Source organism: Pseudomonas sp. R151218B TE3479, from assembly GCF_053629195.1.
In genome coordinates this window covers 4,598,006-4,618,574 of record NZ_JBRJHV010000001.1, presented here as the reverse complement: position 1 = coordinate 4,618,574, position 20,569 = coordinate 4,598,006, and the positions used below count along the sequence as shown (strand labels likewise).

Genomic DNA, 20,569 nt, shown 5'->3' with positions numbered 1-20,569 from the left:
TTCGCGAGCAAGCCCGCTCCCACAAGGATTTTGTGTTGAGCCCAGATATTGAGAGCACCCGCTCCCACAGGATTTAGTGTGTCACCACCCCCAAAACTGCAACCACCACCCATAACCCACCAGACCGTTGGCCACTATCAGGCAGGCCATGGCGGGCAGTCGCTGAACGGGCGATGCAGACGTCTGTTCCAGGCGTTTCCAACCCAGCCACAGGCTCCAGGCTATCGCCGTCACCAACAATCCGGCTCGAGCCGGCTGCACCCATTCCAGCAACAGCCCTTCATAGCGCAGCAACTTGACGGTGGTGGCCGACAGGCCTAGGAACAGTCCCGCACCGCCAAGGGGCGTCAGGGTGACGGCTAAGGGCAAATACTCTGCGCAATCGCCCGCAAGTCGTGCCGCCAGGCGCATCAGCAGCATCAGCGAAGTCCCCAGCAACAGGGCGCTCATGCCCAAATAGGCGACGATGCAAAAGCCATCGAGCCAACTGAAGCTGTCGTTGAGTTGCGGATAGTGCGTCAGCAGCCACCAGGGCGCGTTGTCTTGCAGCGGCCAGAACAGGTCGTGTGCCACCAGCCATTGCGCCAGTGCCTGCTTCAGGGTGATGAACCAGGGGCTGACGGTCCATTGAAAGGCCCCCATGGCCAGGCCGATGACGCCGAACAACAGCAAGCGCACATCCCAGGGCGAGAGCGTGGTGGGCGTTGACTGAAGGATTTCCTGGTTGCTGGAGCGGGCGATCAGGCGCACCGCATCGCGCTGGCCGCTGCAGCGACCGCAGGCGTGGCAATCAGCGGCGCCGCGCATTCGGCGGATGTCCAGCAAGGGCGCGCAGTTGGGTGCGGGGCGACGCGGCGCAGGGTTTTCCAGCCAGCGTTGTTCGTCTACTTGAAAGTGCATCGGTGCCAGGCGGGCGAGGAGGGCGAAGACGCCACTGACCGGGCACAGATAACGGCACCACACTCGCTTGCCACGGGCGAACAGCAGGCCAACGATCACTGCCGCAACGGTCGAGCCACCCAGGATCAGCAGCGCCGCCTGGGCGTAGTCGTAGACGCTGATGAGTTGGCCATAAATCGTCGTCAGGCAGAACGCCAGGGTCGGCCAGCCGGCCCAGCGCACGCTTCTCGGCACACCCAGGCCCTTGCCGTAGCGACTGGCCCATTCACTCAAGGCGCCTTCGGGGCACAGCACGCCGCACCAGAGCCGACCGAACAGCACGATCGAGAGCAATACGAACGGCCACCACAGACCCCAGAACAAAAACTGCGCCAGCAGCGTGAGGTTGTCGAACAGGTGCGCCTGACTGCCGGGCAATGGCAACAGGGCGGGTATCACCAGCAGCACCGCGTAGAACAGCACCACCGCCCATTGCACGGCACGAATGGTTGCGCCGTGGCGCCGCATGCCGTCGCCCAGGCGCTGGAGCCAGGGGGTCAGGTGGGGCATGGCAGATTTTCCGCCTTGGGTGTCCGCAACCATCCTGCGACGGCCAGCCAATAGCCAAGCCATACGAGCAAGGTCAGCGCGCTGGGACTGGCGCGATACCCGGCGAAGTCGGCGAGGAATCCGCCCAGGCCATGGCCGTCGTCCAGTATCGCGCGACTGTTCCACAGTGCATCGCCAATGCCACGGTACATCGGCTCGGGCCAATCCATCGCGAGCAATTGCCCGCCGATCCGCTCGATGCCGCTGACCAGCAACGCCGCACCCAACAGCAGCAGGATCGCTTCGCTGATGGCGAAGAAACGCGGCCAGGAGATGAACCGACGACTGCCGTGGAGCAAGGAAACGGTCAACAGCGCCAGCACCAGGCCAGCGATTGCACCCACGGCGAACAGGCCCAGTGACGGCCCTTGCAAGCGGGCGCCGGCGCCGTACAGGAAGACCACGGTTTCACTGCCTTCGCGGCTGACCGCCAGTAACGCCAGCACCATCAGGCCCAGGCCACCCTGGCGGTTCAGGCGCTGGTCGGCTTGGCGCGACAGGTCCTGCTTCAGTGTCCCCGCGTTGCGATGCATCCAGCCGACCATTTGCACGATCAACAGACTCGCGATCAACGCCAGCGAAGCCTGGAACCATTCATTGGCGCTGCCGCTCATGGCTTCGCCGGCCAGCAGGATCAAACCGGCCAATACGCCCGACAACAGCAAGCCGAGCAGTGCGCCGCTCCATAGGTACCGCAACAGATGGCTGGCCTGTTGTTGCCGGCTGACCCAGGCCTGGAGGATACCGATCACCAACAACGCCTCGACGCTTTCGCGCCAGACAATAAACATCGATTGAGTCATGCAAATGCCTCCTGCAGGCCGATCATTGGGCGAGAATCCCGCCCTCGGGCAGTTGCGGGTTGAATTCATCGAAAAACGGATAGTGCCCGGGGCGCAGCGGATGGATGACCACGAAGGTCGTGACGCCGGGCGAGAGCACTTTTTCGACGCGCAATGGCGTGCTTTCGAATTCCGCCGGGCCCTGGCCGACATTTTTCAGCACGATCTTGAAGCGTTGCCCGGCCGGCACTTCCAGCTGCAGCGGCGTGAAATGCCCGTCGCGCATGCTCAACTCATAGGTGGGCAGTTCGGCCTGGGCGATTGACGGCAGCAGCAGACCGGCCAGCATCAGCCAGGCCAGGCATGACGGCCAGGATCGGCGGCGCATGTTCAGTACCCGCCTTTTTTACCGATCCCGGCGTAGACGAATTCGTAATGCAGCTCGCAGCGTTCGAACCACGGCGCCACGCCGGTTTCCTTGTCGGTATGACGACCGAGGGACCCGTGGCCACCCGGTGGCAGGACGGTGAAGGTCAATTGGTATTTGCCAGGGCCGAGCAACTTGACGTTGTCGCCGTAGTGCGGCCCGTCATTGGCGACCATGGCGTGGAAGTCGCCCTTGAGCTCGGTGTCGTTGCCTTGTTTTTTCAGCTGGAACGACACGTTGAGATAGGGTACGAAACTGCCTTCCTGAAAGCCTTGCTGGTTGTCCGCCGTGGCGCGGATGTCGGCTTCCAGGTGCACATCCGAATCTGCGGTGGCGCGCATCATGCCGGCGGGGGCCATTTCGATCGGTTGCAGGTACACCGCACCGACTTCCAGCCCCGGGCACAGTTGCGGTTCGCCGATGGGGTATTCCTTGGCCTGGGCCAGCGGTGCGAGTAACAGCAGGGCGAGGGACAACGGAGCAACGGGGCGCATGATGACTTCCTGGTTGGCTAAATGATGGCGCCGAGTCTAGGAAGCTTCGCTGCGAATAATAATGATTCTTGTCAATTTTCAGCGCGAAATTTTGCTCGGGGAGCATCTGTTCGCTCCCGCGCGGTTGTTCTTGATCGGGATCAAGGGTGGCGGTGTCCCGACGGGGTAGGGTACGGGCACACCCATCTGTTATGCGGGGTCGCCATGGCAAAGCCTTTTCCCATCAGTCCCAAACATCCCGAGCGCATTTGCTGGGGCTGTGATCGTTACTGTCCGACCACTGCGTTGGCCTGTGGGAATGGTGCCGATCGAACCATGCACCCGGCCGAGATGATCGGAGATGACTGGTACTTGCATGGTGATTGGGGGCTGGAGCTGGTCGACATTACCGCCAAGGTCATCGATCCCAGCGCCACTCACATGAAGGAATGAAGCAACCCTGTGGCGAGGGAGCTTGCTCCCGCTCGGGTGCGCAGCGCCCGCAAAATCTTGGGGCCGCTGCGCGACCCAGCGGGAGCAAGCTCCCTCGCCACAGGAACCAAGCAAGCCTCAGGGGCAAGCAAGCTTCAAAGTGAACGGTGTGGCTCGGACAATCACAACTTCGGCAACTGCCCGATCCGCCCCATCATCTCGGTCACGATCTGCAAGTCCAACAGGAACTGCTCCACCGTCTTGAACTCGTTGTCGTTGTGGCCGGTGTACTTGACGTCGGGCATCGCCAGGCCGAATTGCACGCCGTTGGGCAAGTCATGGACCGAGGTGGCGCCGGCGGAGGTGCCGTATTTGTGTTCCATGCCCAGGTTTTCACTGGCCACGGCCAACAGCGCCTTGACCCATTCACCCTCGGGGTTGCGGTACATCGGCTCGTCGATGGAGTAATCGAAGGCCACGGCGACCTTGGATTTCTTGCTCCAGGCGGCCAATTTATCGGCAATGTCAGTCTTGATCGCTTCGGTGGGCTTGCCGACCGGTACCCGCAGGTTGACCGCAAGCTTGAAGGTCTTCTCATCCATCCCGACGAACGTCAGGGACGCGGTCAGCGGGCCCATGAAGGCATCGGAAAAACCAATGCCCAGTTTGCTGCCCAGATAGTCCAGGCCCCAGTTGTCGGCGGCGTAGCGGGCGGCGTCGGTGATGTGGTTGTGTTTGAGCGCGACCTTACCGTCCAGGCCATTGATGAAGTCCAGCATCCGCGCGACCGGGTTGATGCCTGACTCGGGCTCGGAGGAGTGGGCGGATACGCCGGTGAAGGTCAGTTGCACGTCCTTGCCGACGACCTGGGTGCCCACTTCGAAATTGCCACCGTTGCGCTTGGCATAGTCGGTAGCGGCCTTGAGCAGGTCGGCGGCCAGTTTGGCAGGCTTGTCGCCGGTAAAGGTGGCCACGGAGGTCGACGGAATCTGATTGGTCGCCAGGCCGCCGGTCAATGCGGTGATTTGCGCACCCTTGCCCTGTGCGGTACGCCGAGCGAAGTTCGCCATGACGGTGCCGTAGCCTTTCTCGGCTATCACCACCGGGTAGCCGCCATCCAGCGCCAGGTTGTAGTTGGGCGTCGGGTTGCGTTCGAAATAATAGGGAATGGCGTCGCCGGTGGTTTCCTCGGTGGTGTCGACCAGCAGCTTGAAGTTGCGCGCCAGTGGCAGTTTTTCTTCCTTGATGATCTTCATGGCGTAGAGCGCCACGACGATGCCGTTCTTGTCGTCCTCGGTGCCCCGGCCATACATGCGGTCGCCCACCAGGGTGACCTTGAACGGGTCGAGGCGGGTGCCGTCTTTCAACACCCAGTTTTGCGGCGTGACCGGCACCACGTCGGCATGGGCATGGATACCGACGACTTCGTCACCGCTGCCTTCGAGGGAAATCTCATAGACGCGGTTGTCGATGTTGCGGAAGTTCAGCTTGAACGCCTCGGCCAGGCTTTTGATCTTGTCGGCGATCTTGAGGAATTCCGGATTCTCGTGCTGGGCTACACCGTCCTTGCGAAAGGTCGGGATGGCGACCAGTTCCTTCAGCGTCTCGGTGGCGGCTGTGCCGTATTTCACTCGGGCGTAGAGGCCCAGCAGGCGATGGATTTCGTTCTGTTGTTCAGCCGACAGGGTTTTGTTGTCCTGGAAGGCGCTGATGGCCGGGCCGAGGTTCGCGGTTTTGGCGAGGTCGCTTTTGGCTACTTCTGCGAGGAACTGCCGGAAATCGGTGACGGAGGTGTCGGAGAAGGTTTTGACGAGGGTCGCGCTTTGTTGTGCAGTGATATTGGCGTTGGCCGACATTGCGAATGACGACAGGCTGGACAGTATGAGGGTGGCAACGGCAAGACGCTTGAACGGGAAGTTCATGGTGGCAGGCATTCCTTTGCAGGGGAGAAGTGTCGTTTGAAGAAACAATCACTTACAACCTAACACCATGAACCCGCGGCGGGGGAGCCCTTGAACAGAATTTGTCGCCCGGAAAAGCGAAAACGGCGCAGAAATGAAAAGTCCATACCAACCACCCGGCACTCAGTGTGGGAGCGAGCTTGCTCGCGATAGCGATGGGTCAGCTTGCATCCCTGCTGATCCTGTTGACGTCATCGCGAGCAAGCTCGCTCCCACAGGGTATCTGTGTGGGACACACATGTTGGGAACACCCACGCCCACAGGGGAAGCGGGTGGGTATCGTTTAATGCGGTGCGCGTGGAATGGTCTTGAGCAGGTCTTCAGGGCTGATATGACCCACCACGGGTTGCGCCGAGCTGCCGGGCAATGGCAGGTCAAGGATGTGCCCCTTGATCTTGCCGACCACATGCATCTCGCAGGGTTTGCAGTCGAATTTCAACGTCAGCACTTCATCGCCATGTATCAGTTGCATCGGCGCGACCTTGGTGCGCACGCCGGTGACACCCTTGGCCTGCTTGGGGCAGAGGTTGAACGAGAAGCGCAGGCAGTGCTTGGTGATCATCACCGGCACTTCACCGGTTTCCTCGTGGGCCTCGAACGCCGCATCGATCAGCTTGACCCCGTGGCGATGATAGAAGTCCCGGGCTTTCTGGTTGTAGACGTTGGCCAGGAACGACAGGTGCGACTCCGGGTACACCGGCGGCGGGCTGGTCTCGGCCTTGCGGCCACCCCGTGGATGAGCCGCCACACGAGCAGCGGTCAGGGCCTCGATGGCTTCGCGGCGCAAGGCCTTGAGCTGCGAGTTGGGAATGAAGAACGCCTGGGGCGCATCCAGCTCGATGGCGGTGGCGTGGTATTCGGTGGTGCCCAGTTGGCCAAGCAGGTCGTGCAGTTGCTCCAGGGCCTGTTCCGGCTTGTTGGCCAGGCCGAACGGCCCGTCCAGGGCGACGTTGGCGCTGATGCCTTCCTCACTGGTGGCGGTCAGTTCCAGGCGCTCTTCGCGCAGGTGTGCGACCCAGGCCAGGCCGACCCGGCGCTCGGAGGAGGTCTTGAGCAACGCTTGCTGCCAGTTGTGATCCAGGTTGCGGCTCAACGGGTGGTTGGGACGCAACTGGTACATGCCGGCCGGCATTTCGTTGGGCTCGACGCGGTAGCGGTAGCGCTTCTGGCCGTCCTCTTCGAATTCACCCTTGGGCTCGGCGATGTTGGCGCGGAAACCGACGACTTCGCGCTTGACCAGCACGTTGAGGCCGTCGCCGTTGGACAGCGGATCGAAGGTCACCACTTGCAGGTCGCGCTTGCCGACCTTTTCCACCACGCCCACCGGCACGCCGGTAAAGGTTGGCGAATCGAAGGCGCCGATGTCTATCTTGCGCTCGCTGACGAAATAGTCGGTGCTGCCACGGTGGAAGGTCTTGTCCGGATCGGGCACGAAGAAGTGCGCAGTGCGGCCGCTGGACGCGCGGGCCAGGTCCGGACGGTCTTCGAGGACATCGTCCAGGCGCTGGCGGTAATAGGCGGTGATGTTCTTCACATAGCCCATGTCCTTGTAGCGCCCTTCGATCTTGAACGAACGTACGCCGGCTTCGACCAGGGCACGGATGTTGGCGCTCTGGTTGTTGTCTTTCATCGACAGCAGGTGTTTTTCATAGGCGACCACCCGACCCTGGTCATCCTTGAGGGTGTAGGGCAGGCGACAGGCCTGGGAGCAGTCGCCACGGTTGGCGCTGCGGCCGTTCTGGGCGTGGGAGATGTTGCACTGGCCGGAAAACGCCACGCACAGCGCACCGTGGATGAAGAACTCGATGGCCGCATCGGTCTCGTCGGCGATGGCACGGATTTCCTGCAGGTTCAGCTCACGGGCCAGGACCAGTTGCGAGAAGCCGGCCTGGTCGAGAAACTTTGCCCGGGCCAGGGTGCGGATGTCGGTCTGGGTGCTGGCGTGCAGCTCGATGGGCGGGATATCCAGCTCCATCACCCCTAGGTCCTGGACGATCAACGCGTCGACGCCAGCATCGTACAACTGGTGGATCAGCTGGCGGGCCGGCTCCAGTTCATTGTCGTGCAGGATGGTGTTGATGGTCGTGAACACACGGGCGTGGTAGCGATGGGCGAACTCCACCAGCCGGGCAATATCGCCCACCTCGTTGCAGGCGTTGTGACGCGCGCCGAAACTCGGGCCACCGATGTACACGGCGTCGGCGCCATGCAGGATGGCCTCGCGGGCGATGCTCACGTCGCGGGCGGGGCTGAGCAATTCCAGATGATGTTTGGGCAAGGACATTTGTTTTTAGTCAGGCTGGTCACGGTCGAAGCGCGCATTGTAGCCGCCAGGCGCCTCGTCGGCACCTGTGGACTTGGTTTTGCACGATCCTGACCGATGCGCGGCACTCCCGCGGGTTCACCCCGGCGTCGATTCGGCGCTGCACCACCGGTTGCGCCCGGTGTTCTTGGCCAGGTACAAGAAGGCATCGGCGGCCCTGATCAGCATGGCCGGGGTGACGTCCTCGCCGCTGGGCTGGCAGGTGGTGACGCCCGCGCTGATGGTCACAATGCCCAAGGGATGGTCGCCATGTTCAATGTTCAAGGCCCTGACCGCTTCGAGGATTTGCTGCACGACCTTGGTGGCGCCGGCGCTGTCGGTGTTTGGCAGCAGCACGGTGAACTCTTCACCGCCGTAGCGGACCGCCAGGTCGCCCGGCCTTTTGATGGTCTGCCCGAGCGCGGCTGCAATCGCCCGCAGACAATCGTCCCCGGCGGCATGGCCATATCTGTCGTTGAAACGCTTGAAGTAATCGACGTCGAGCATGATCAGGGCCAGAGACGAACCCTGGCGCCTGGCCAGGCGGATCTCATCGGCCAGGGCGATGTCCAGCCGCCTGCGGTTGCCCAGTCCGGTCAGGCTGTCGGTCAGCGCCATGTCGCGCATGGCCTGGTGGGCGCTGCGAATCTGCTTCTCCATGGCCATGCGGTAGCGCAGCTGGCTCAACACGATGAGCCCGAAGCCCACCAGGATCGCGATCAGGAAAATCAGCACCAAACCGGTCTTGAACAGGTCGCGGCGCCAGGGCGCGATGATCGATTCGCGGGACAGGCCGGCTTCCACCACCAGCGGGTAAGTGGTCAGGGCCCGGTAGCCGTACAGGCGCTCGGTATCGTCGACGACAGCCTTGGCCTCGGCAACCCCTTGGTTGGAGGTGGGTAAATGTTCCCTGAAAATCACGCTGTTGACGAGGCTCTTGCCAATCACCGACGCGACGAAGGGACGTCGGACCAGGATCGTTCCGCTGCGCTTGGCCAGGACCAGCGCGCCTTTGCCATCGATTTTGAAGTCGCCGTAGTAGTCGACGAAATAGCTGACCTTCACGGTCCCCAGCAATACGCCGGCAAACGAGCCGTCGGGGTTGTTCAGGCGGCGGGAAATGGGAATGATCAGGTCGTTGGTGGAACGGCTCTTGACGACGTCACCGATGCGCACGCCTTGATCCTCGTGGGTGCGGTGGTATTGGAAGTAGTCGCGGTCGGCGTTGTTCGCCATTTCCGGGATCACTTCCTTGTCCGTCACCAGCCACTGGCCGTCCGGGCCATAGATAAACAACCCGTGCAGTTGCGGCATGATGGCGGCCTGCTGCACCAATAGCTTGTGGATGCGTGGGATGTCCATGTTCTGCAGGCCATCGCCTTCCACCCGTTCGGCGAGGGCGGCGGTGACCACATCCACTTGTCGAATGGTATCTTCAGCGTGTTGGGCCGTCGCCCGCGCCAGGTTCGTCACCGAATCCCGGGCAGACGCAAAAGCGGCGCGGTAGTCGCGCCAGGTCCGCCAGCCTTCGACGGCCAGGAAGGCGATGACGACCACGAGCATGAAACTCACGGTCAGCCGGAATGCCGCTCCTGCCCGCACAGCTTGCTGGGAGAAGGCTTCATCGGGGCTATCGATCTTGGGCTCTGGCTGCTTGCGTCCGAGCATTGACGTATCCTTTCCACGGCGGGTCCGCACCTTTCACGGCGCAGCCTATCCTATTCGAATTCAGCATGTTAGCTAACTGCGACGAGGCAGGTATTAGCGGCGACACACGATTGGGGAGAAAGGTTTCATGAAAGTCGGCGTCATTTCCGATACCCACGGCTTGCTGCGCCCCGAAGCGCTTGCCGCGCTGCAAGGCTGTGAGCGGATCATTCATGCCGGTGATATCGGTAGCCCGGAAATCCTCGACGTCCTGGCATCCATCGGCGAGCTGCACGTGGTGCGCGGCAACAACGATCTGGAGGCCGAGTGGGCAGGGCACCTTGCCGATTGCCTGCAATTCGACCTGGGGGGATGGCCGGTACTGCTGGTCCATGACATCGCGGATGTGCCGTCGCCACTCGACCCGGGCGTGAGGCTGGTGATCACCGGCCATTCCCATAAACCGCTGGTCGAGTGGCGTGGCGAACGGCTCTACCTCAATCCTGGTAGCGCCGGCCGGCGACGGTTCAAGTTGCCGGTGACGCTGGCGCTGGTTGAGGTGGAGGCCGGCGCGATCGAGCCGCGGATCGTTCAATTAGTGGAATGACCGCTATCGCGAGCAAGTTCGCTCCCACAGGGGAATCGGTGTCGAGCACACATTTCGGGCCCGCTGAAGATCCAGTGTGGGAGCGAGCTTGCTCGCGATGAGGGCGGTACATCCCTCGGTGCTTACCGCGCCACTTGAGCCTCGACCAGGGTTGGATAATCCGTATAGCCGCGTTCTTCGCCCTGATAGAACGTAGCCGCGTCAGGCGCGTTCAATGCCAGGCCTTGTTTGAAACGCTCCACCAGATCCGGGTTGGCCAGGAACGGCGTCCCGAACGCGACCAGGTCCGCGTCGCCGCGGCTGATGGCCGTGGCCGCACGTTCGGCGCTGTAACCGCCGTTGGCGATGTAAGGCCCACCGAAACGGCGTTTGAGTTCCAGGAAGTCGAACGTGCCTTCACCCAGCTCTACGATGTGCAGGTAGGCTAGGCCATAACGGCTGAGCATCCTGGCGGCGTAGTCGAAAGTCGCCTGGGGGTTGCTGTCGCTCATCGAGAAATAGCTGAAGATCGGCGACAGGCGAACACCCACACGGCTGGCACCAAAGACTTCAATCACCGACTCGACCACTTCCTTGAGGAAACGGGCACGATTCTCGACCGAGCCGCCGTAGGCATCGGTGCGTTGGTTGGTGCCGTCACGCAGGAACTGGTCGATCAGGTAGCCATTGGCGCCATGGATCTCCACGCCGTCGAAGCCGGCCAGCTTCGCGTTGACAGCGGCCTGGCGGAAATCAGCCACCACGCCGGGGATTTCATCGAGCTCCAGCGCCCGTGGCAGTTCATAAGGCTTGAGGCCTTCAGGGGTGTAGATCTCGCCGTCGGCCTTGATTGCCGAAGGGGCTACGGGCTGGGCGCCATTGACTTGCACCAACGGGTGGGAGAGCCGGCCCACGTGCCACAGCTGCAGGAACATCTGTCCGCCTTTGGCGTGAACCGCGTCGGTCACGTGTTTCCAGCCGGCGATTTGTTCGGGGGTAAAAATCCCCGGTGTTCTCAGATAACCCTTGCCCTGGGCGGACACCTGGGAGCCTTCGCTGATGATCAGGCCGGCGCTGGCGCGTTGGCTGTAGTACTCGGCCATCAGCGCCGTGGCCGCATCGCCTGCTCCTGCGCGACTGCGGGTCATCGGCGCCATGATCATGCGGTTTTTCAGGGACAGCTTGCCAAGTTGGGCACGGGACAGCAGAAGATCGAGACCGATGTCAGTCATGATGCACCTCTAAGGAATGGGGATGGACAGGTATTGAGTCGAGGGTCGGTCAGGCCAACCGACCCTCTTGCTGCAAAAGGGCGCCGATGCGCTGGATTTCTTGCTCGCCTTTTTCCAGGGCGGCCTCGCTGGTGTGCACGGAGTAATAACCCATCACCAGGTCGTGGGGATGCTTGACCGCCGAACCGAGCACGAAGGAGGTCGCGCCCTGGGCAACGATGTCGATGGCTGCCCCGGATTCTTCGAACACCACCATTTCCCCGGCATTGACGTTGCCGCCAGCGTCGAGGCTGCCGTCGTTGACCGCCAGCCAGGCAACGGTGTGCCCAGCCGGTGGCGTATAGCGCCAGCGTTCCTGGTCTTTCAATTGCACAGCCAAGTAGTTCATGCCCGCCGGGGCTGCAACGCTGCTGCGAGCCGCGCCATGTTGGCCGAGCAACACCAGCGCCGGACCCTCCCGGCGGATAGCGGAGGGCGCCAGGTAGACACTGTGGGCCGGGGCATTCTCTTCATCGGCCGGCAGCGCGACCCAAAGCTGGAAGCCTTTGATCGGCGAGCCCCCCACTGGCCTGCCGTCATGCCATACACCATTGCCTGCGTGCATCCATTCCATGCCGCCGGAGGGCAACACGCCCGATTGACCGGTGGTGTCTTCGTAAGTCACCTGGCCGTCGATCATGTAGGTCAGCGTTGCGATCCCGGAGTGGGGGTGCATGCCGAAACCTTTTGGCATGACGTTGTCCGTGAAAGCGAAGAGGTCGAGAAACACAAAGGGCTTGCAGAGTTGGCCGAGGTCGCCCGGGCTCATGAGGCGCGTGATCGGCCCGTGGCGGTTGCCCCGGGTGCGGTGGACGATGGTACGCGGTGGCGCTGCGACGATGCTGTTCATGGATGACCTCGGATTCTTGAGCGTTGGTGGCCTCGATGCGAGAAGGATAAGTGCCTGGCAATAGATTGATTAGTCGATACAATCGGATTGAACTCATCCAAAAAATGAAGGAATCGCGACCTGATGCTCGATCTGAATGATGTCGCACTGTTTGTCCAGGTGGTGCGCAGCGGCAGCTTTGCCGAAGCAGCCAGGCGGCTGGGCATGCCTTCCAATACCGTGAGCCGGCGGGTCCAGCAGTTGGAGGCGCAATTGGGGAAGCGACTGTTGCAACGCTCCACTCGCAAACTCACGCTGACTCAGGTGGGGCAGGGGTTCTATGAACGCTGCGTCAGCGCCGTGGATGGGCTGACCGAGGCGGGGCAGGAACTGATGAAGGGCAGCGATGAACCCAGTGGCCTGGTGCGTATCGCGGCGATGGCGGATTTCTTCGATTTTTTCCCGATGCAATGGGTGGCCGACTTTCTCGTCGCGCATCCTCGGGTGCAGCTAGATTTCGTGCTCAGCGATGCCAATGTCGACCTGATTGCCGACCGCATCGACGTGGCCTTTCGCGGCGGTCCGCTACAGGACTCCGGGTATGTCGGGCGCCAACTCATCAAGAACGAAGGTGATGGGATGGTCGCCAGTCCCGCCTACATCGCCAAGCGCGGTGCGCCGACTTCGCTGCAGGAGTTGGCTCACCACGACAGCGTGACCTTTGCCCATCCCAGCGGCTTGAGTCACTGGCGGCTCATTGGTCCGGACGGCACCGAGGAAGAGGTGCAGGTTCCCAGCCGCTTCAACGCCAACACCGCTCAAGCGTTGCGCAAGGCTGCCGTGGCGGGCCTGGGCATCGCCGTGCTGCCCTCGGCGCTGAGCAGCGTGGACCTGGAAGCTGGAAGGCTGGTACGTGTGTTGCCGCAATACCAGCGTATTGGCTTCGGCCTCAATGTGCTCTATCCGAGCCGGCGTCAATTGCCGCTGGCGGTCTCCGCGTTCATTGGGCTGGTGATGGAAAAGCTGGAGCTCAAGGCGTTTCCGGCGCGGTTGAACTGAGCTGGCGATTACGATCCGAGTCTGTGCCCACCGTTTGATCCTGGTTCAGCGAAGTGCATCGCAGAATCCGCGAATCGCTTCGCAGGCCTGGCGCAAGGACGCATCATCCAGAGCGTAGGCAATGCGAATGTAAGGGCCAAGACCGAACGCGCTGCCGTGTACCACTGCCACGTCTGTTTCATCGAGCAGCGCGTGAGCGACATCTTCATCGGTGTGCAGCACCCGTCCTCCGGATGAGGTCCGGCCGATCAAGCCGGCACAGGAGGCGAACGCATAGAAGGCTCCACCCGGGCTTGTGCAGGCAAGACCCGGCGTGGCATTCAGCAGCGCCACCATCAAGTCGCGACGACGCTGAAACACGGCACGGCTTGCGCGAATGAAGTCCTTGGGGCCGTCCAATGCAGCCAAGGCTGCTTGTTGGGAGATTGAGCTGGCGCCCGAGGTCTGCTGCCCTTGGAGTTTTTCCATGGCCTCCAGCAGCCAGCGTGGCCCGGTGGCAAAACCGATGCGCCAGCCCGTCATGGCATAGGCCTTGGAAACCCCGTTCATGGTCAGGGTGCGCGAAGCCAGTCGTGGTTCGACTTGGGCAAGGGTATGGAACACCTGATCATCGAAGATCAAATGCTCGTAGATGTCGTCCGCCAGGATCAGCACGTGAGGATGAGCCAGCAACACGTCGGCCAGGGCCTGCAGTTCTTCCCGGCTATACACCGCACCGGTCGGGTTGGACGGCGAGTTGAGGATCAACCAGCGGGTCTGCGGGGTGATCGCCGCATCCAGCGCGGCGGGCGTCAACTTGAAGCCGCTGTCGGCATCGCAGGTGACAATCCGGGACTCGCCGCCACAGAGCTGGACCATCTCCGGATAACTGACCCAATAGGGCGCCGGCACGATGACCTGGTCCCCCTCGTCAAGGGTCGCGGCCAGGGCGTTGTAGATGACCTGCTTGCCACCGTTGCAGACCAGGGTGTCCTGCCAGGTGACGTCAAGGCCGTTTTCCCGGCGGAATTTGGCCGCCACCGCTTCGCGCAGCGAACGCACGCCGGCGACCTGGGTGTAGCGGGTATGACCCTGTTCGATGGCCTCGATCGCCGCCTCGCGAATGTGCTTGGGCGTATCGAAATCAGGCTCGCCGGCGCACAGCGAAATGATATTCGCCCCCTGTGCGCGACGTTCGGCCACCCGGTCCATGATCCGATAGGTCGCCGAGGGTTGCGCACGCGCCAGGCGCCGATTCAGTCGTTGGATGTCGACGCTCATGCGCGGGTTCTCCACTCGGTCAGGTTCATCAGTTCCAAGGTCGAGCGGCCTTCGGTCAATGCTTGCATCATCTGTGCTTCCTTGTTGGCGCGGGCTTCGCCTTCGGCCAGGGTTCGTGCGACATCCGCCTTGGGAATGATGATCACACCGTCTTCGTCAGCCACCACCAGGTCGCCTTGGGCAACATGGGCACCGTTGAAGTTGAACGGCTGGCCCACCGACGGCGCGCTGGCCTTGACCGTGCCTTTGACCGAAATGCCTCGGGCAAACACCGGGAACCGGCGTCTTTTCAGCGCCGCGATATCCCGCACGCCACCATCGATGACCAGGCCGACCACGCCCGCTGTTTCAGCCGCCACGGTGAGCACTTCGCCCCAGTAGCCGGCGATGAAACTACCGGTGCCCACGACCAGCACGCTACCACGGGGTGCGCGTTCCATGGCCAGGTGCAGGGCCAGGTTGTCACCCGGCGAGCATTCCAGTGGGTAAGCGGGCGCGGCGATGAAGGCACCGTCCCAGACCGGGCGGATCGCGCTGTCGACCGCGCAAGGCTGGTGGCAGGCTTCATACAGGGTCGAACTGCCCAAAACCTTGGCCCGGGCGTGAAAATCCTTGGGGAACAGGAGCGTGGTCATCAGACTTTCCTCTGCAGGCTGTGGTAGCCCAGTGCGGCGCGGGCTTGCTTCAAGGTCTTGCCTTGGGCGACCAGGGCACGGATGTCGGCCTCGACCGATTCGATCTGCCGGGCGCAGGCCGCCACTTCCGCGGCCCGGTCACGGGGGACGATCACCACGCCGTTGGCGTCGGCGACCACGATGTCACGGGCACAGACCCGGGCGGTGCCGATGGACACCGGCTGGTTCACCGACTGCACCTGCACGCGGTCCTTGCCGGTGCGCATGAAGCGGCCTTTGCTGAAGATCGGATAGCCGTCGCCCAGGGCCTTGTTCACGTCACGGCAGACACCGTCGATGACGGTGGCGGCGATCTGCCGCGAGCCTGCGTACTGGGTCATGATGTCGCCCCACACGGTGCAGTCGGTGCGGCCGCCATTGTCGATGACCACTACGTCGCCAGCAGCCACGTCTTCGATGAAGTCGCCCACCGTGCCCGGCGGAGTGCTGGCCGAGACGTATTGCACAGTAAATGCCGGCCCGACGATGACTTGGTTGTAGTTGTCCAAAGGGGCTACGCCGAGGCATTGGCCGGGCAGGCCGAGTTTGTCCAGTGCGTCGGAGATACCTGGGGTGTCCAGGCCTTCGAACAAGGCGACCAGGCTTCTATCTTCAAGGTTCATCAGGAGTGCTCCACGTGGATGGCTTCGAACTGGGTGTCATGCATCACTTCGGCGACCGAGCGACCGCTGCGCACCGCCTCGACCATGCCGTCCTGGCGGCGGGCGATGCGCTCGCCCAGGTCGAGCACCTTGTCGATGTGGGTCTGGGGAATGAAGACGGTCCCGCACTTGTCGGCAATGACAAAGTCGTCTTCGCTGACATCGACGCCAGCGACGGGGATGGTCACTGCCGCGTCGATTTGAATGACGCGGTTGCGGGCACTGACCATGGTCACGCCGCGGCCAAACACCGGATAGCCAATGGCTTCGCTGCCGTCGATGTCGCGGCTGAAGCCGTCGATCACCGTGCCGCGCACCTGCTTGCCGACCGCGGCGTTGGCGAGAATGTCGCCCCAGCAAGAGACGCCTTCGATTCCACCTGCGATCACCAAGACGCGATCATCGCTGTCGATCTGCTCCACCACCGGGGTGATCAGGTGGACCGTGGGGACGTTGTCGGATTTAGCGGCCAGCAGCACGGTACTGGCGCGGCCGACGATCTTCGGGCAATTCCATAATGGCCGTAGCCCAACGGTGGCTCCCGGCAACCCGAGGAAATCCAGAGCGTCGGACACCGTGTTGGTGTCCAGCGCCGCCAAGCGATCCAGCAAACTCATAGCATTCATGGGCAAACCCCTAAGGTGGCGGAGGGGCCCAGTGTCGAGGAGGATGTTTCATAGGTATATTACTGATCACGTAACCCACAGATACGCTGAACCTATGGATCGCCCATGATCAACTTCCGTTTGATTCGTCATCTCTGGCTGTTCCTGGCGGTTGCCGAGGAACAGAATTTCGGTCGCGCGGCCAAGCGCCTGGGCATGTCCCAGCCACCGCTGAGCGAGCAGATCCAGGTGCTTGAGCAGGCGCTCAAGGTCAAGTTGTTCGAGCGTTCGCGACGTGGGGCGCAACTGACCCCCGTGGGGGCGGCGATCCTGCCGGCGGTGCGTAAATTCGCCGATCAACTGGAGCGCCTGGAACTGGCCGTGGAAGAAGCCGTGGCGGGGCAGTCGGGAATGCTGACCATCGGTGCGATCTCCACCGCCATGTTCGATGTGTTGCCAGGGTTGATCGAACAACTGAAGGCCGAGCATCCGCACCTCACCGTGTCTGTCCGCGAGATCGACAGTGTCGAAGCCGTGCCGGCATTGGAAGCTGGAGACATCGACCTGGCCTTCGCCCGGCTGGACGGGGACCTGGGGCATTCGATCAGGTCACTGCCGTTGAGGGAAGATCGCCTGGTGGTGGCCTTGCCCAGCAATCATCCCCTGGCTTCGCGGACAAGGATCAGCCTGTCGAGCCTGTCCACCGAGCCCTTGGTGATGTTTTCCCGCAAGGTCAGCCCGGTGTACTTCGATAACCTGATCGCGACCTGTCGGGCCAGCGGCTTTTCGCCTCGGGTACTGCATGAAGTGCGCTCCGTTGCGTCGCAAATTGCCTTCGTCAGCTATGGCCAGGGCATCGCGCTGGTGCCGGCGTCGTTGAAGAAAATGGCGCCGCAGAACGTGGTGTTCCGACCACTCAGCCAGAAGCTCAACGTCGTGACCACCGCCGTGGCCTGGAATGCCGGACGGCTCAATCCGCTGGTGGAGGAAGTGGTGGCACGTTTCCAGGGGCGAGGACGAACAGAGGGTTGATTGATAGGTTTGGCATATCAAGGCAATCCCGAATCAGGAATTTACACAACCCTGGATTGCCCCGACATTGCGAGCCTGATTGCCGGCAATGCGTCCTGGCACACTCTGTTCACTCAAGGAATGACTCACGTGTCCCCAGTCGAAATGTTCTCTGAACTGAAACTCCCCCTGACCGTGGAAGGTGTTGCACTGAACCTCGCCACTCTGCGGCGTGAGGGCGAGCGTGCCCCTATCCTGTTCCTGCATGGATTTGGTTCGACCAAGGAAGATTATGCCGACATCGTGCTGCACCCGGCATTCGATGGTCATCCGTTTGTCGCCTATGACGCACCGGGTTGCGGCGAAACCCAGTGCGCCGACCTTTCCCGGATCAGCATTGCGTTCCTGCTGGAAACGGCCCTGCAGGTACTGGCGCATTTCGACATCGAACGTTTTCATCTGGTGGGCCATTCCATGGGCGGGTTGACCGCACTGATGCTGGCCCATCACTTCCCTGGCCGGGTGCTCAGCTTTGTCGATATCGAAGGCAACGTGGCCCCGGAAGACTGTTTCCTCAGTCGACAGATCATGGACTATCCGAGCAGTGATCCCGAGGCGTTTTTCACCGCCTTCATCGAGCGTGCCCGCCACGCGCCGGCCTACGCCAGTGGTCTTTATTCGGCGAGTCTCAGGCATAAGGTCCGCGCCGGCGCCGTGCCGGGGATTTTCCACTCCATGGTCGAGCTCTCCGACAATGCCGACCTGATGGGCAAGTTTATCGGCTTGCCGTGCCCGAGGATGTTCATGTTCGGCGAGCAGAATGCCTCGTTGTCCTACCTGTCGCACCTCCAGGCCGGAGGTGTCCGGCTGGCGCCGATCGCCGATTGCGGGCATTTCCCGATGTACTCCAACCCCGTGGCGATGTGGCAACAGATCGCCGATTTCCAGGCCGGTGTCGTAGCGGGATAAGCCCGTTGTGCCGCACCCCAATACCGTGGCGAGGGGCTTGCTCCCGCTAACAGCCTAAAAGCTGAACGCCATCAGCCTGACAGACCTTGGTGGTCGGTTTGGGGCCGCTGCGCAGCCCAGCGGGGGCATGCTCCCTCGCCACAGGTTCCGCATGTCTCAGGTGCAAACAAGACTTGCCTTGTTCCCTTGGGCATCACCCCCGGTCAGTAGCCCATTTTTTTCCTTCCCAGCAACGATAAAAACCCTCGTTTCGCAAATCCCCGCCTGCCAACACAATCGCCTCGACACCTCATCTCGATAACCCCAACCGATGAACAACAAGAAAACAGAACCCGAGGCGGCGCCGTGCCCGCCTGAATCGAACCTATTGTCGGAAGTGCACAGACATGCCTGTTGAAACCCTACGCATCGATACGCTTGTTATAGGCGCCGGCCAGGCCGGCGTGGCCATGAGTGAGCACTTGAGCCGACAAGGCGTGCCTCATCTTGTCGTGGAGCGCAGCCGCATTGCCGAGGCCTGGCGCACGGCGCGTTGGGATTCGCTGGTGGCCAACGGACCGGCCTGGCACGACCGCTTTCCGGGGTTGGAATTCGAAGGGCTCGACCCGGATGCCTTCGCGACGAAGGACCAGGTGGCCGATTACTTCGAAGCCTATGCCCGCCAGTTCAACGCACCGATCCGTACGGGCGTGGAGGTCCGGGGCGTCGAGCGCAATATCGGGCGTCCGGGCTTCACCGTGGAAACCTCCGAAGGCCTGATCGAAGCGGTCCACGTGGTCGTCGCCACCGGGCCCTTCCAGCGGCCGGTGATTCCACCGATTGCGCCGGACATGGCGACGGTCACCCAGCTTCACTCGGCTCAGTATCGCAACCCCGGGCAATTGCCCGAGGGGGCTGTGTTGGTGGTGGGCGCCGGGTCGTCGGGGGTGCAGATCGCCGATGAACTGCAGCGCGCCGGCAAGCAGGTCTATCTCTCGGTGGGGGCCCACGATCGTCCGCCCCGGGCCTATCGTAACCGCGATTTCTGCTGGTGGCTCGGCGTGCTGGGCGAGTGGGATGCGGAGGCGGTCCAGCCGGGCAAGGAGCACGTCACCATCGCGGTGAGTGGTGCCCGTGGTGGCCATACCGTGGATTTTCGCCGGCTGGCCCACGAGGGCATCACCTTGGTGGGGCTGACGAAATCGTTCAATGGCAGCGTGGTGACCTTTGAACCGAATCTGGCCGAAAACATCGCCCGCGGCGACGAAAACTACCTGGCGCTGCTGGATGCCGCCGACGCCTACATCGCCCGCAACGGCCTGGACTTGCCGCTTGAGCCTGAAGCTCGTCATCGGCTGCCTGATCCGCAATGCCTGACCCAGCCGATCCTGGAGCTGGACCTGGTTGCCGCCGGCGTGACCAGTGTCATCTGGGCCACCGGCTACTCGGTGGACTACAGCTGGCTGAAGGTCGACGCGCTCAACGCCAACGGCAAGCCTCGTCACCAACGTGGGGTTTCCAGCGAGCCGGGCCTGTATTTCGTCGGCCTGCCCTGGCTGTCACGACGCGGCTCGGCGTTCATCTGGGGCGTGTGGCATGACGCCCGGCATATTGCCGACCACATCGTGAAGCAACGCATTTACCTCGCCTATCAAGATGCTGCCCAGCGCCAGGCCCCGGCACTCGACAGCGATTCACACCGTTCGAAAACCAGTCTCACGGGAGTTCGTTGATGCCTACTCACACGCGTATTCGCATGTTCAATACCAAGGACACCTACCCGAACCAGACGCTGGACAACGACCTGTGCCAGGCCGTACGTGCCGGCAACACCGTCTACGTGCGCGGTCAGGTCGGCACCGACTTCAACGGTCAACTGGTGGGGCTGGGTGATCCTCGCGCCCAGGCCGAGCAGGCCATGCGCAACGTCAAGCAATTGCTGGAAGAGGCCGGCAGCGACCTGAGCCACATCGTCAAGACCACGACGTACCTGATCGACCCGCGCTATCGCGAGCCGGTGTACCAGGAGGTCGGCAAGTGGCTCAAGGGCGTGTTTCCGATCTCCACCGGCTTGGTGGTCAGTGCCCTGGGCCAGCCGCAGTGGCTGATGGAAATCGACGTGATCGCGGTGATCCCTGAATAAGGAACGGAA

General features: G+C 62.3%; 20 protein-coding genes. 7 read left to right on the top strand and 13 right to left on the bottom strand.

Going from position 1 to position 20,569, the window contains the following annotated elements; all coding sequences use genetic code 11:
* Positions 1-81: 81 nt before the first annotated feature.
* The 4 genes from AB7M32_RS19805 to AB7M32_RS19790 are packed head-to-tail and all read right to left on the bottom strand — an operon-like array spanning position 82 to position 3,191.
* Positions 82-1,449 carry a 4Fe-4S binding protein gene (locus tag AB7M32_RS19805; protein WP_454251059.1) on the bottom strand — a complete coding sequence of 456 codons (1,368 nt, stop codon included), beginning with the start codon at positions 1,447-1,449 and terminating at the stop codon, positions 82-84.
* On the bottom strand, positions 1,437-2,291 hold the full coding sequence (locus tag AB7M32_RS19800; RefSeq protein WP_454251058.1) for an FTR1 family iron permease: 855 nt from the start codon (positions 2,289-2,291) through the stop codon (positions 1,437-1,439). Before AB7M32_RS19800 ends, AB7M32_RS19805 begins: the two co-directional genes overlap by 13 nt.
* A 22-nt stretch (positions 2,292-2,313) precedes the next feature.
* Entirely contained in the window at positions 2,314-2,658 is a 345-nt protein-coding gene (locus AB7M32_RS19795; RefSeq protein WP_454251057.1) for a cupredoxin domain-containing protein, read from the bottom strand.
* Between the two features lie 2 nt (positions 2,659-2,660).
* Complete coding sequence (locus tag AB7M32_RS19790; protein WP_060742109.1) at positions 2,661-3,191, bottom strand: iron transporter; 531 nt, start codon at positions 3,189-3,191, stop codon at positions 2,661-2,663.
* A 204-nt stretch (positions 3,192-3,395) separates the two neighbouring features.
* On the opposite strand from AB7M32_RS19790, the gene AB7M32_RS19785 reads away from it, so the two are divergent.
* Positions 3,396-3,623: a DUF3079 domain-containing protein gene (locus AB7M32_RS19785; RefSeq protein WP_060742110.1), complete on the top strand. Its 228-nt coding sequence runs from the start codon at positions 3,396-3,398 to the stop codon at positions 3,621-3,623.
* Positions 3,624-3,784: 161 nt separating this feature from the next.
* Here the strand turns inward: AB7M32_RS19785 and AB7M32_RS19780 are convergent, their stop codons facing one another.
* The 3 genes from AB7M32_RS19780 to AB7M32_RS19770 form a co-directional block, all read right to left on the bottom strand.
* Positions 3,785-5,524, bottom strand: a complete 1,740-nt coding sequence (locus AB7M32_RS19780; RefSeq protein ID WP_454251056.1) for a dipeptidase — start codon at positions 5,522-5,524, stop codon at positions 3,785-3,787.
* 322 nt (positions 5,525-5,846) lie between these two features.
* Positions 5,847-7,847 (bottom strand): peptidase U32 family protein, encoded by a 2,001-nt coding sequence (locus tag AB7M32_RS19775; protein WP_454251055.1) that lies wholly within the window; start codon positions 7,845-7,847, stop codon positions 5,847-5,849.
* Positions 7,848-7,964: 117 nt separating this feature from the next.
* Complete coding sequence (locus AB7M32_RS19770) at positions 7,965-9,533, bottom strand: sensor domain-containing diguanylate cyclase (RefSeq protein ID WP_454251054.1); 1,569 nt, start codon at positions 9,531-9,533, stop codon at positions 7,965-7,967.
* Positions 9,534-9,660: 127 nt separating this feature from the next.
* On the opposite strand from AB7M32_RS19770, the gene AB7M32_RS19765 reads away from it, so the two are divergent.
* Positions 9,661-10,119, top strand: a complete 459-nt coding sequence (locus AB7M32_RS19765) for a metallophosphoesterase family protein (protein WP_454251053.1) — start codon at positions 9,661-9,663, stop codon at positions 10,117-10,119.
* Between the two features lie 122 nt (positions 10,120-10,241).
* Here the strand turns inward: AB7M32_RS19765 and AB7M32_RS19760 are convergent, their stop codons facing one another.
* Together AB7M32_RS19760 and AB7M32_RS19755 are read right to left on the bottom strand one after the other, a co-directional pair.
* The gene (locus tag AB7M32_RS19760; protein WP_454251052.1) at positions 10,242-11,330 is read right to left on the bottom strand and encodes an alkene reductase; all 1,089 of its coding nucleotides are present in this window, start codon (positions 11,328-11,330) and stop codon (positions 10,242-10,244) included.
* A 49-nt stretch (positions 11,331-11,379) separates the two neighbouring features.
* Positions 11,380-12,219, bottom strand: coding sequence for a pirin family protein (locus AB7M32_RS19755; RefSeq protein ID WP_454251051.1), 840 nt, complete (start codon positions 12,217-12,219; stop codon positions 11,380-11,382).
* 123 nt (positions 12,220-12,342) lie between these two features.
* Between AB7M32_RS19755 and AB7M32_RS19750 the strand changes: the two genes are divergently transcribed.
* Positions 12,343-13,257: a LysR family transcriptional regulator gene (locus tag AB7M32_RS19750; protein ID WP_454251050.1), complete on the top strand. Its 915-nt coding sequence runs from the start codon at positions 12,343-12,345 to the stop codon at positions 13,255-13,257.
* 45 nt (positions 13,258-13,302) lie between these two features.
* On the opposite strand, the gene AB7M32_RS19745 is transcribed toward AB7M32_RS19750, so the two are convergent.
* Genes AB7M32_RS19745 through AB7M32_RS19730 form a run of 4 tightly spaced genes read right to left on the bottom strand, consistent with a single transcriptional unit; the run spans position 13,303 to position 16,479 of the window.
* The gene (locus AB7M32_RS19745) at positions 13,303-14,517 is read right to left on the bottom strand and encodes a pyridoxal phosphate-dependent aminotransferase (protein WP_454251049.1); all 1,215 of its coding nucleotides are present in this window, start codon (positions 14,515-14,517) and stop codon (positions 13,303-13,305) included.
* Complete coding sequence (locus AB7M32_RS19740; protein ID WP_454251048.1) at positions 14,514-15,152, bottom strand: RraA family protein; 639 nt, start codon at positions 15,150-15,152, stop codon at positions 14,514-14,516. Before AB7M32_RS19740 ends, AB7M32_RS19745 begins: the two co-directional genes overlap by 4 nt.
* Entirely contained in the window at positions 15,152-15,814 is a 663-nt protein-coding gene (locus tag AB7M32_RS19735; RefSeq protein ID WP_454251047.1) for an RraA family protein, read from the bottom strand. Before AB7M32_RS19735 ends, AB7M32_RS19740 begins: the two co-directional genes overlap by 1 nt.
* Entirely contained in the window at positions 15,814-16,479 is a 666-nt protein-coding gene (locus AB7M32_RS19730) for an RraA family protein (RefSeq protein ID WP_454251046.1), read from the bottom strand. Before AB7M32_RS19730 ends, AB7M32_RS19735 begins: the two co-directional genes overlap by 1 nt.
* A gap of 105 nt (positions 16,480-16,584) precedes the next feature.
* Between AB7M32_RS19730 and AB7M32_RS19725 the strand changes: the two genes are divergently transcribed.
* The 4 genes from AB7M32_RS19725 to AB7M32_RS19710 all read left to right on the top strand — a co-directional run bounded on the left by AB7M32_RS19725 (position 16,585) and on the right by AB7M32_RS19710 (position 20,560).
* A complete protein-coding gene (locus AB7M32_RS19725; RefSeq protein WP_454251045.1) occupies positions 16,585-17,490 on the top strand; it encodes a LysR family transcriptional regulator in 906 nt (301 codons plus the stop codon).
* Between the two features lie 144 nt (positions 17,491-17,634).
* Positions 17,635-18,438: an alpha/beta fold hydrolase gene (locus AB7M32_RS19720; protein ID WP_454252177.1), complete on the top strand. Its 804-nt coding sequence runs from the start codon at positions 17,635-17,637 to the stop codon at positions 18,436-18,438.
* A 386-nt stretch (positions 18,439-18,824) separates the two neighbouring features.
* Positions 18,825-20,150 carry a flavin-containing monooxygenase gene (locus tag AB7M32_RS19715; RefSeq protein ID WP_454251044.1) on the top strand — a complete coding sequence of 442 codons (1,326 nt, stop codon included), beginning with the start codon at positions 18,825-18,827 and terminating at the stop codon, positions 20,148-20,150.
* Positions 20,150-20,560: a RidA family protein gene (locus tag AB7M32_RS19710; RefSeq protein ID WP_003201555.1), complete on the top strand. Its 411-nt coding sequence runs from the start codon at positions 20,150-20,152 to the stop codon at positions 20,558-20,560. Before AB7M32_RS19715 ends, AB7M32_RS19710 begins: the two co-directional genes overlap by 1 nt.
* Positions 20,561-20,569: the final 9 nt, after the last annotated feature.

What these genes read in the sequence shown, in the direction of transcription:
- AB7M32_RS19735 (WP_454251047.1), bottom strand. Translation starts at nt 15,814, where the DNA reads ATGAACCTTGAAGATAGAAGCCTGGTCGCCTTGTTCGAAGGCCTGGAC.
- AB7M32_RS19805 (WP_454251059.1), bottom strand. Translation starts at nt 1,449, where the DNA reads ATGCCCCACCTGACCCCCTGGCTCCAGCGCCTGGGCGACGGCATGCGG.
- AB7M32_RS19800 (WP_454251058.1), bottom strand. Translation starts at nt 2,291, where the DNA reads ATGACTCAATCGATGTTTATTGTCTGGCGCGAAAGCGTCGAGGCGTTG.
- AB7M32_RS19745 (WP_454251049.1), bottom strand. Translation starts at nt 14,517, where the DNA reads ATGAGCGTCGACATCCAACGACTGAATCGGCGCCTGGCGCGTGCGCAA.
- AB7M32_RS19725 (WP_454251045.1), top strand. Translation starts at nt 16,585, where the DNA reads ATGATCAACTTCCGTTTGATTCGTCATCTCTGGCTGTTCCTGGCGGTT.
- AB7M32_RS19785 (WP_060742110.1), top strand. Translation starts at nt 3,396, where the DNA reads ATGGCAAAGCCTTTTCCCATCAGTCCCAAACATCCCGAGCGCATTTGC.
- AB7M32_RS19755 (WP_454251051.1), bottom strand. Translation starts at nt 12,219, where the DNA reads ATGAACAGCATCGTCGCAGCGCCACCGCGTACCATCGTCCACCGCACC.
- AB7M32_RS19780 (WP_454251056.1), bottom strand. Translation starts at nt 5,524, where the DNA reads ATGAACTTCCCGTTCAAGCGTCTTGCCGTTGCCACCCTCATACTGTCC.
- AB7M32_RS19720 (WP_454252177.1), top strand. Translation starts at nt 17,635, where the DNA reads ATGTTCTCTGAACTGAAACTCCCCCTGACCGTGGAAGGTGTTGCACTG.
- AB7M32_RS19730 (WP_454251046.1), bottom strand. Translation starts at nt 16,479, where the DNA reads ATGAATGCTATGAGTTTGCTGGATCGCTTGGCGGCGCTGGACACCAAC.
- AB7M32_RS19740 (WP_454251048.1), bottom strand. Translation starts at nt 15,152, where the DNA reads ATGACCACGCTCCTGTTCCCCAAGGATTTTCACGCCCGGGCCAAGGTT.
- AB7M32_RS19710 (WP_003201555.1), top strand. Translation starts at nt 20,150, where the DNA reads ATGCCTACTCACACGCGTATTCGCATGTTCAATACCAAGGACACCTAC.
- AB7M32_RS19790 (WP_060742109.1), bottom strand. Translation starts at nt 3,191, where the DNA reads ATGCGCCCCGTTGCTCCGTTGTCCCTCGCCCTGCTGTTACTCGCACCG.
- AB7M32_RS19770 (WP_454251054.1), bottom strand. Translation starts at nt 9,533, where the DNA reads ATGCTCGGACGCAAGCAGCCAGAGCCCAAGATCGATAGCCCCGATGAA.
- AB7M32_RS19775 (WP_454251055.1), bottom strand. Translation starts at nt 7,847, where the DNA reads ATGTCCTTGCCCAAACATCATCTGGAATTGCTCAGCCCCGCCCGCGAC.
- AB7M32_RS19750 (WP_454251050.1), top strand. Translation starts at nt 12,343, where the DNA reads ATGCTCGATCTGAATGATGTCGCACTGTTTGTCCAGGTGGTGCGCAGC.
- AB7M32_RS19760 (WP_454251052.1), bottom strand. Translation starts at nt 11,330, where the DNA reads ATGACTGACATCGGTCTCGATCTTCTGCTGTCCCGTGCCCAACTTGGC.
- AB7M32_RS19765 (WP_454251053.1), top strand. Translation starts at nt 9,661, where the DNA reads ATGAAAGTCGGCGTCATTTCCGATACCCACGGCTTGCTGCGCCCCGAA.
- AB7M32_RS19795 (WP_454251057.1), bottom strand. Translation starts at nt 2,658, where the DNA reads ATGCGCCGCCGATCCTGGCCGTCATGCCTGGCCTGGCTGATGCTGGCC.
- AB7M32_RS19715 (WP_454251044.1), top strand. Translation starts at nt 18,825, where the DNA reads ATGCCTGTTGAAACCCTACGCATCGATACGCTTGTTATAGGCGCCGGC.